Raw genomic sequence first — 9367 nt, 5'->3', positions numbered from 1 at the left:
AATAAAAAAGGCTATTTTAGGTTGAAAATGCACTATTTGACCACATCTAATTAGTATCTAATTTGGAATTTTTGCCATAGATGGACAAGCAGTGGTTTAACTGTATGAATATCGTGGTAATTTTACGTAGAACTACTTGTATTTGGAGTGTCGATGAGCGAACAACATACTGCCACCAATAAGGAAACCCGTGGTTTTCAGTCAGAAGTGAAACAACTTCTTCATTTGATGATTCACTCTTTGTATTCAAATAAAGAGATTTTTTTACGTGAGCTAATTTCTAATGCGTCTGATGCATCAGATAAATTACGTTTTCGTGCACTGTCAGAGCCAGACTTATATGAAGGTGACTCAGACCTTGGTGTTAAATTATCCTTTAATGCTGAAGCTGGTACGTTAACCGTCAGTGATAACGGCATTGGTATGAGCCGTGAAGATGCGATTGAACATTTAGGTACAATTGCAAAGTCAGGCACAAAAGACTTCTTTAGTAATTTAAGTAACGAAGAAAGCAAAGACTCGCAGCTGATTGGTCAATTTGGTGTTGGTTTCTATTCTGCATTCATCGTGGCAGATTCTGTGACTGTGCGTACGCGTGCTGCAGGTGCACCAGCAGAGCAGGGTGTTAGCTGGCAATCGAGCGGTGAAGGTGACTACAGCATTGAAGACATCACTAAACCGACACGCGGTACCGATATCATTCTTCACCTGCGTGAAGAAGAAAAAGAATTTTTAAGTGAATACCGTCTACGTGATGTGATTGGTAAATACTCAGATCACATCGGTATTCCCGTTCACCTTCAGACGGCAGAAATGGACGAAGAAGGTAAAGAAACGGGCAACAAAAAATGGGAACAAATCAATAAAGCACAAGCTTTGTGGACGCGTAACAAATCAGATATTTCTGAAGAAGAATATAAAGAATTCTATAAACACGTATCTCATGACTTTGCAGAACCACTGCACTGGAGTCACAACCGTGTTGAAGGTAAGCAGGATTACACTAGCTTGCTATATGTCCCATCGAAAGCACCATTTGACTTATATAACCGCGATAGTAAGCACGGCTTAAAACTCTACGTTCAACGCGTATTTATCATGGATGACGCAGAGCAGTTTATGCCAAGCTACTTACGTTTCATGCGTGGTTTGATTGATTCTAACGATCTGCCACTGAACGTATCGCGTGAAATCTTGCAAGATAACAAAGTGACTCAAGCACTGCGTAAAGCGTGCACTAAGCGTTCACTGACCATGCTTGAACGTATGGCAAATAACGATGCTGAAAAATACCAAACGTTCTGGAATGAATTTGGTCAAGTGCTAAAAGAAGGTCCAGCTGAAGACTTTGCTAATCGCGATAAGATTGCAAACTTGCTACGTTTTAGCTCAACAAACAATGATGGCGCTGAGCAGGTTGTGTCACTGGCTGATTACGTATCGCGTATGAAAGAAGATCAAGAGAAGATCTACTTCATCACAGCAGACAGCTTTAAAGCGGCGCAAAATAGCCCTCACCTTGAGCAATTCCGTGCAAAAGGTATTGAAGTTATCTTAATGCATGATCGTATTGATGAGTGGTTCATGAGCTACTTACCTGAATTTGACGGTAAGCAATTCCAATCGATCACTAAAGCCGATCTTGATTTGTCGAAGTTCGAGAATGAAGAAGACAAAGAAAAGCAAAAAGAAACACAAGAAGCATTTAAGTCCGTCGTTGAGCGTACTCAAGCTTACCTAGGTGATCGTGTGAAGGAAGTGCGTACTACCTTCAAGCTGCACGATACTCCAGCGGTTGTTGTGACAGATGAAAACGAAATGGGCACGCAAATGGCGAAGCTAATGGCTGCTGTTGGTCAAGAAGCGCCTGAAGTGAATTACATTTTCGAAATCAATCCAGAGCATGCGCTGGTTAAACAAATGGCAGACGAAGCGGATGAAGTCGTATTTGGCCGTTGGGTTGAAATGCTAATGGGTCAGGCGATGCTTGCTGAGCGCGGCGCGATGGAAGATCCGTCTCTGTTCTTAAATGCAGTAAACCAACTGCTAGCTAAATAGCGAACCATTGGTGAGATACCCAGTACTGGCGTACGCATGAGTGATTAATTCTGACTAAGGTCTAATCGACGCTCTTGCTACTATCGCATAGTATGTTGATAAAGAATGTAAACCGAGTCCAGACTGAGTGCTGGGCTTGCGACTGACGTCTAATCAGTGTATTTTCACTTTTTTTGAGAAACACCAAGCTTATTTATATTAAAAGGGGATCACGATGCGCATCATTCTTCTGGGCGCTCCAGGTGCAGGTAAAGGTACTCAGGCACAATTCATCATGGAGAAATTTGGCATTCCTCAAATCTCTACTGGTGACATGCTACGTGCAGCAATCAAAGCGGGTACAGAGCTAGGCAAGCAAGCTAAATCTGTAATCGATGCAGGCCAACTTGTGTCTGATGACATCATTCTTGGTCTGGTTAAAGAGCGTATTGCCCAAGACGATTGTGCTAAAGGCTTCCTACTAGATGGTTTCCCACGTACGATTCCTCAAGCTGATGGCTTGAAAGAAAACGGCGTTGATATCGACTACGTTATCGAATTCGATGTTGCTGACGAAGTTATTGTTGAGCGTATGGCGGGCCGTCGTGCTCACCTTGCTTCTGGTCGTACTTACCACGTTGTTTACAATCCACCAAAAGTGGAAGGTAAAGATGACGAAACTGGTGAAGATCTTGTTATCCGTGAAGATGACAAAGAAGAAACAGTACTAGCGCGTCTAGGTGTTTACCACAACCAAACTGCACCTCTTATCGAATACTACGGTAAAGAAGCGGCAGCGGGTAAAACGCAGTACCTTAAATTTGATGGTACACAAGATGTTGCAGCTGTAAGCGCTGAGCTAGAAAAAGCATTATCTTAATCACGTATTCATTGTGATTAATAAAAAAGGGCATACTTAGGTATGCCCTTTTTTTTGCTTAAACTTACAGAGTAGGTAAGGGGCTCTGTGCGTAGGATATTCATACACCCTAATTTCAGTCGATAGTGTATCGAACCTCCCAGTCTTTCTTTTTAACTCTGCGAGAGACTACCCATTCTTCTGCTATGCCTTTAGAGTCATACCTTTGTAACAATAACTATCGTTTGTTGAACATGACTAAATACAAAGGAAAAGGAATAAAAGTATGAATGGCGCTGGCGGTACATCGGGCGGTATTGGTCAATTTTTTATTGGCTTGATTATGATGTGTGGAGGATTTTATTTACTCTTTAACGCCATATCGGTGTCATCGAGTTTTGGTTTTGGCTCTAGATTGTATGGCTTTTCTGCGTTAGGTGCAGGCTTTGGTGTGACAGGGGGCATGATTATGATCCCATTTATGTTTGGTGTTGGCCTTATCTTTTTTAATAGTAAAAACATCATCGGTTGGTTATTAACAATAGGCTCACTCGTTGCACTCATTTTTGGCGTTATTTCATCGATTCGCTTTAGTTTCAACGCAATGACAGCCTTTGAATTGATGACGATACTGGTGTTAGCAATTGGTGGACTTGGGTTATTCCTTAGGTCATTAAAAGCCATAGATAAAAAGTATCCTGACTCGAAATAGGTAATTTTGTAAGCTGCGTGATCTTTTACGATATTGAGCCGTACAAGTTAGTGATAGTATTAGCTATTATATGGTTTAACTAAGATAGAGCGGCGGATAGAAAATGAGTCAAAAGTACGGCGTATTGTTGGTGAACTTAGGGACGCCAGACGAGCCAACATCGGCCGGAGTAAAGCGTTTTTTGGGTGAATTCTTGCACGATAAACGTGTGGTTGATATGACACGCTGGCTTTGGTGCCCAATTTTACATGGTGTTATTTTACCTATCCGTGCACCCAAAGTAGCGAAATTGTACCAATCTGTTTGGATGGATGATGGATCACCATTAATGGTGTACTCCAAACGTCAGCAGCAGCTATTACAAACGCAGCTTGATGTACCAGTCGAGCTCGGTATGACCTATGGCTCACCGAGTATTGAAGATGGTTTAGCAGAGCTTAAAGGTCAGGGCTGTGACAAGGTGTTGGTGCTACCGCTCTATCCGCAATATTCGCAAACAACCACCGCAGCAGTATTTGATAAGCTGGCGAAGTCGATTAAAGCATGGCCAGAAATTCCTGAATTACGCTTTGTTAACCATTATTTTGATCACCCAGATTACATTTCAGCCCTTGTACAATCGGTAACTGATTTTTGGACTGAGCATGGTCAGCCGGATTATTTATTGTGCTCATACCATGGCATTCCAAAGCGCTATGTTGATAACGGCGATCCATACTCGGCACACTGTAATCAAACCACGGCATTATTGGCTGATAAGTTAGATCTACCGCGTGAAAAAATGAGCATGAGTTATCAATCTATTTTTGGGCGTGAAGAGTGGTTGCAACCTTATACAGACAAGACCATTGAAGCTTTAGCAAAAAAAGGCGTCAAACGTTTAGACGTTATGTGTCCTGCTTTTTCTGTTGATTGTTTAGAAACGTTAGAAGAAATTGCAGAAGAGTGCAAAGCGCTATTTATTGAAGCTGGTGGCGAAACGTTCAATCTTATTCCATGCTTGAATGATAACTCAGCACACATCACTATGATGACTCACCTTATTGAGCAACATACGCGAGGTTGGTACTCAGAAAACTGATACTCTAAGTTGCTGATCATCCGAATTTTCGTATTGTTTTGATTGTGATGGTTAACGACGCCTAACATATTCAGGCGTATAAAATGGCATTATTGTGTTACAGGAAAAGGATCGGCCTCTCAAAAAGAATGATCGGCTTTCTTTTATGTTCACGATAATGTGATAGAATTCGCAAAAAGTTCACTAGACAGATAGCTCATTCAGATGAAATTTCCAGGCCAACGTAAATCGAAGCATTACTTTCCAGTGCATGCTCGTGATCCACTTCTGAGTCAAACTAAGCAAGAAAAACGTCTAACTCGTACCCATGTTGTTGGTATCGATCAAACTTTGGTTGATATTGAAGCATGTGTAGATGATGCTTTTCTTGAACGTTATGAGCTAAGCAAAGGTCATTCTTTAGTGATCTCTGATGAAAAAGCAGAAGCTTTATATCAAGAACTAAAAGAACAGAACTTAATTAGCCATGAGTTTGCCGGCGGTACCATTGGTAACACGCTACACAACTATTCAGTATTGGCTGATGATAAATCGGTACTGCTAGGTGTAATGAGTAAAGATATTGAAGTAGGTAGCTACGCATATCGTTACTTGTGTAATACATCAAGCCGTATGGATATGAATTACTTACAGCCTGTACATGGCCCTATTGGTCGTTGCTTTGCGTTAATTTCGGCAGAAGGTGAGCGTACCTTTGCGATTAACGAAGGCCACATGAACCAACTAAGCCCAGATAGCATTCCTGAATCTGTATTCAAAAATGCATCTGCACTTGTATTAACAGCATATCTTGTTCGTTGTAAAGATGGCGACCCAATGCCAGCGGCAACAATGCGAGCAATTGATTATGCGAAAAAATACGATGTGCCAGTGGTATTAACGCTGGGTACTAAGTTCGTTATTCAAGATGATCCACAATGGTGGCGTGATTTCCTACGTGATCACGTGACGGTTGTAGCAATGAATGAAGATGAAGCAGAAGCACTAACTGGTGAATCTGATCCATTGGTTGCAGCAGACCAAACGCTAGAGTGGGTAGATCTGGTTTTATGTACTGCTGGCCCTATTGGTTTATACACAGCAGGTTACACGGAAGACAGTGCTAAGCGCACAACAAGCTTGCCATTGTTACCTGGTGAAATCGCAGAGTTTAACCGTTACGAATTTAGCCGTCCTATGTTGAAAGATGCTTGTGAAGAGCCGATTAAGGCGTACTCTCACATCTCACCATACATGGGTGGCCCTGAGCGCATTAAGAATACCAATGGTGCGGGTGATGGCGCATTGTCTGCATTACTGCATGACATGTCAGCAAATCGTTACCATAAAGAGAACGTACCGAATTCAAGTAAGCACCAGCATAGCTTCTTGACTTATTCATCGTTCTCTCAAGTTTGTCTGTACTCTAACCGTGTTAGTTATGAAGTACTTGCGCAGCACTCACCACGCTTATCTCGTGGTTTGCCAGAGCGTGAAGACAGCCTAGAAGAAGCATACTGGGAACGTTAATCACTCGCTGATAACGATGACCAATAAAAAACCAGCATTTATGCTGGTTTTTTTGATCGTGGCGACGACTCAGCAGCCAATCTTTTTAAGGCACATTATGGCCATTTGAAGCAACCCAAATACGGAACCATTGTTGGCGAGTCAATGTAATATCAGCACTGCGTAGTGCTTGGCGAACACGTTCAATTTTACCACTACCAATGATAGGTAACGGATTTGATGGTAATGCTAGTATCCATGCATACACAACTTGGTCGATACCGTCGGCCCCTACTTCAGCGGCAATGCTTTCAAGTTCTGCCCGTAAGCGCTTAGATTTTTCATCTTGCCCACTGAACAAACTACCGCCGCCAAGGCATGACCATGCCATAGGGGCAATGCGGTGTTGCTGCATTTGGTCTAATGAACCATCGTGAAGGGCCGTCATGTTTACAGGGGAAATTTCTAGCTGGTTAGTTGCTAACGGGTAATCTAGACGTGACTGTAATAAATCAAATTGGCTGGTGGTGAAGTTCGATACCCCAATATGTTTTACTTTGCCGTCTTGTTTTAACTGGTTAAATGCTTCAGCTATATCATCCACATTCATTAATGGATCGGGGCGGTGTACCAGCAATAAATCAAGGTGATCAGTTCGTAGGTTTTTTAGTGATTGCTCAGCTTGCGCGACAATATAGTCTGTTGTGGTGTTGTAGTGCGGAAGGGTCACATCGTTTGATGGCGCACTTGGTAAACGAATGCCACATTTACTCACTAGCTCGATGCTATCGCGTAAACTTGGTTCGAGCTTTAATGCTTCCCCAAAAGCTGATTCACACTCATAGTTGCCATAGATGTCGGCATGATCACAGGTTGTGATGCCTAACTCTAGATGCTGTTTTAGGAAGGTTAGACGCTCTTGCGGTGTCATGTTCCAATCCATTAAACGCCAATAACCCGCAATGAATTGAGAGAATTCAGGGCCGTTTGCTTCTGTCTTGATTCGTTTCATGTCGTGTTTATCTACTAGTTGGAATTGATGAAAATTTTTAACTTTCCTAGCCAATTGAATAAGTATTAACTAGACGTGATAATTATTTAATACGTGAAATTACTTAGTATTTGGCTGAATATGTAAAGCTTATTGCAGTCAGACTAGGGGATAACATGAAAGTGTTCTGTGGGCTGGTTAGCGTTTTTATAAAAAACGAGGTAAGTTTACAACATAAACTCTCAGTCTTTGTGCGTTAAGTTGCAATCAAGTGGCAGTCGTAATAACGAAAAAACGCAACCCGAGGGCTGCGCTTGATCACTAGGAATTATGGGGGAAATAGAAATGCTATTTTTTGTATGCTTCGTTGTGGATTGCTGCCACTGCACGGCCTGAAGGGTCCGCACTGTTTTTAAAGCTTTCATCCCACTCAATGGCTTTAGCGCTTGAACAAGCAATTGATGGACCACCCGGTACACATTTCGCCGCGCTTTCTAACGGGAATAACTCTTCAAAGATTTCACGGTATACATACGCTTCTTTAGTCATTGGTGTGTTGTACGGGAAGCGGAATTTCGCAGTTTCGAGTTGCTGATCAGATATTTTTGCTTCTGCTACATCACGCAGCGAGTCAATCCAGCTATAGCCCACGCCATCTGAGAATTGCTCTTTCTGACGCCATGCGACTGATTCTGGTAGGTAATCTTCAAAACATTCGCGAAGAATGTGTTTTTCCATCTTACCGTTACCGCACATTTTGTCTTGTGGGTTAACACGCATTGCTACTTCCAAGAATTCTTTATCAAGGAATGGTACACGCGCTTCAATCCCCCATGCCGCCATTGATTTGTTGGCGCGAGCACAGTCAAACATATTCAGAGCGAGCAGTTTACGTACTGTCTCTTCATGGAATTCTTGTGCGTTGGGTGCTTTGTGGAAGTACAGGTAGCCACCAAAGACTTCATCTGCACCTTCACCAGAAAGTACCATTTTGATACCCATAGCGCGGATTTTACGCGACATAAGGAACATAGGGGTAGATGCACGAATGGTGGTTACATCGTAGGTTTCAATGTGGTAAATCACATCACGGATAGCGTCTAAGCCTTCCTGTACGGTGTAGGTTAACTCATGGTGTACTGTTCCGATCGCGTCAGCGACTACTTTTGCTGCTTTTAAATCAGGCGCATCTTCAAGACCAATTGCGAAGGAGTGTAAGGTTGGCCACCAAGCTTGTGATTGTTCATCATCTTCAATTCGTTTAGCCGCGAATTTTTTCGTAATTGCTGAGATAACAGATGAGTCTAGGCCACCAGAAAGTAATACGCCATAAGGTACATCTGTCATTAGCTGGCGTTTAACTGCACTTTCAAGTGCATCCTTCAGTGCGACTTTATCGGTTTTTGCATCAGCGACAGCATCAAACTCCATCCAATCACGTTTGTAATAGCGTACTGGCTCTCCTTGCTTGCTCCATAGGAAGTGACCCGGAGGGAATTCACTAATCGTTTTACAAACCGGTACTAACGCTTTCATTTCAGATGCAATGTAATAGTTACCGTGTTCATCATGGCCGTGATAAAGCGGGATAATACCAATATGATCTCGGCCGATTAGGTAAGCGTCTTCTTGCTCATCGTAAAGGATAAAACCAAAAATACCGTTCAGATAATCCAGTAGTTCTGGGCCTTTCTCTTTGTATAACGCCAGAATGATTTCACAGTCAGATTCAGTTTGAAAAGGGTAGTCAGGTGCAAATTCAGCACGCAATTCTTTGTGGTTATAGATTTCACCGTTAACCGCTAATGCATGTGTTTTTTCTTGGTTATAAAGTGGTTGTTCGCCACTGTTTAAGTCGACAATTGCCAAGCGCTCATGCACTAAAATTGCTTTGTCCGATGCATAAATACCAGACCAATCCGGTCCACGATGGCGCATTTTTTTAGACATTTCTAATGCCGTTGTACGTAATGCGCTTGCATCACCTTTAATGTCTAAGATACCAAATACTGAACACATACTTCCACTCCAACCTAAACTATTGCAATTCTTGATAATTTCTTCGGGTTGCCTTATTTGGCTATTGGCTCAGTACCAAATTTAACGGATACGTCACTTTTCCCTTACTTGTTTTTTAAAATTGCGTATTCAGTAACTAAATGCAATGAAAAACTCTAGATCAATTAAAGAAAAACACCC

General features: G+C 42.2%; 7 protein-coding genes. 5 read left to right on the top strand and 2 right to left on the bottom strand.

Annotated features, from left to right (window positions below):
• Positions 1–153: 153 nt before the first annotated feature.
• The 5 genes from htpG to ASV53_RS20520 all read left to right on the top strand — a co-directional run bounded on the left by htpG (position 154) and on the right by ASV53_RS20520 (position 6198).
• The gene (gene htpG / locus ASV53_RS20540; RefSeq protein WP_094958470.1) at positions 154–2058 is read left to right on the top strand and encodes a molecular chaperone HtpG; all 1905 of its coding nucleotides are present in this window, start codon (positions 154–156) and stop codon (positions 2056–2058) included.
• A gap of 214 nt (positions 2059–2272) precedes the next feature.
• Complete coding sequence (gene adk, locus ASV53_RS20535; RefSeq protein ID WP_062689866.1) at positions 2273–2917, top strand: adenylate kinase; 645 nt, start codon at positions 2273–2275, stop codon at positions 2915–2917.
• A 265-nt stretch (positions 2918–3182) separates the two neighbouring features.
• The gene (locus tag ASV53_RS20530) at positions 3183–3608 is read left to right on the top strand and encodes a hypothetical protein (RefSeq protein WP_094958469.1); all 426 of its coding nucleotides are present in this window, start codon (positions 3183–3185) and stop codon (positions 3606–3608) included.
• Positions 3609–3711: 103 nt separating this feature from the next.
• The gene (gene hemH / locus ASV53_RS20525; protein WP_094958468.1) at positions 3712–4689 is read left to right on the top strand and encodes a ferrochelatase; all 978 of its coding nucleotides are present in this window, start codon (positions 3712–3714) and stop codon (positions 4687–4689) included.
• 204 nt (positions 4690–4893) lie between these two features.
• Positions 4894–6198: an inosine/guanosine kinase gene (locus ASV53_RS20520; RefSeq protein WP_062689872.1), complete on the top strand. Its 1305-nt coding sequence runs from the start codon at positions 4894–4896 to the stop codon at positions 6196–6198.
• An 85-nt stretch (positions 6199–6283) separates the two neighbouring features.
• On the opposite strand, the gene ASV53_RS20515 is transcribed toward ASV53_RS20520, so the two are convergent.
• Positions 6284–7189 (bottom strand): aldo/keto reductase, encoded by a 906-nt coding sequence (locus tag ASV53_RS20515; RefSeq protein WP_094958467.1) that lies wholly within the window; start codon positions 7187–7189, stop codon positions 6284–6286.
• A 327-nt stretch (positions 7190–7516) separates the two neighbouring features.
• Positions 7517–9187 (bottom strand): asparagine synthase B, encoded by a 1671-nt coding sequence (gene asnB, locus ASV53_RS20510; RefSeq protein WP_094958466.1) that lies wholly within the window; start codon positions 9185–9187, stop codon positions 7517–7519.
• Positions 9188–9367: the final 180 nt, after the last annotated feature.

Source organism: Photobacterium sanguinicancri (assembly GCF_002265265.1).
GTDB classification, from domain to species: Bacteria; Pseudomonadota; Gammaproteobacteria; order Enterobacterales; family Vibrionaceae; genus Photobacterium; species Photobacterium sanguinicancri.
This window is presented reverse-complemented; position numbering and strand designations above follow the sequence as displayed.

Coding starts and splice junctions, on each gene's coding strand:
- htpG (WP_094958470.1), top strand. CDS start 154: ATGAGCGAACAACATACTGCCACCAATAAGGAAACCCGTGGTTTTCAG.
- adk (WP_062689866.1), top strand. CDS start 2,273: ATGCGCATCATTCTTCTGGGCGCTCCAGGTGCAGGTAAAGGTACTCAG.
- ASV53_RS20530 (WP_094958469.1), top strand. CDS start 3,183: ATGAATGGCGCTGGCGGTACATCGGGCGGTATTGGTCAATTTTTTATT.
- hemH (WP_094958468.1), top strand. CDS start 3,712: ATGAGTCAAAAGTACGGCGTATTGTTGGTGAACTTAGGGACGCCAGAC.
- ASV53_RS20520 (WP_062689872.1), top strand. CDS start 4,894: ATGAAATTTCCAGGCCAACGTAAATCGAAGCATTACTTTCCAGTGCAT.
- ASV53_RS20515 (WP_094958467.1), bottom strand. CDS start 7,189: ATGAAACGAATCAAGACAGAAGCAAACGGCCCTGAATTCTCTCAATTC.
- asnB (WP_094958466.1), bottom strand. CDS start 9,187: ATGTGTTCAGTATTTGGTATCTTAGACATTAAAGGTGATGCAAGCGCA.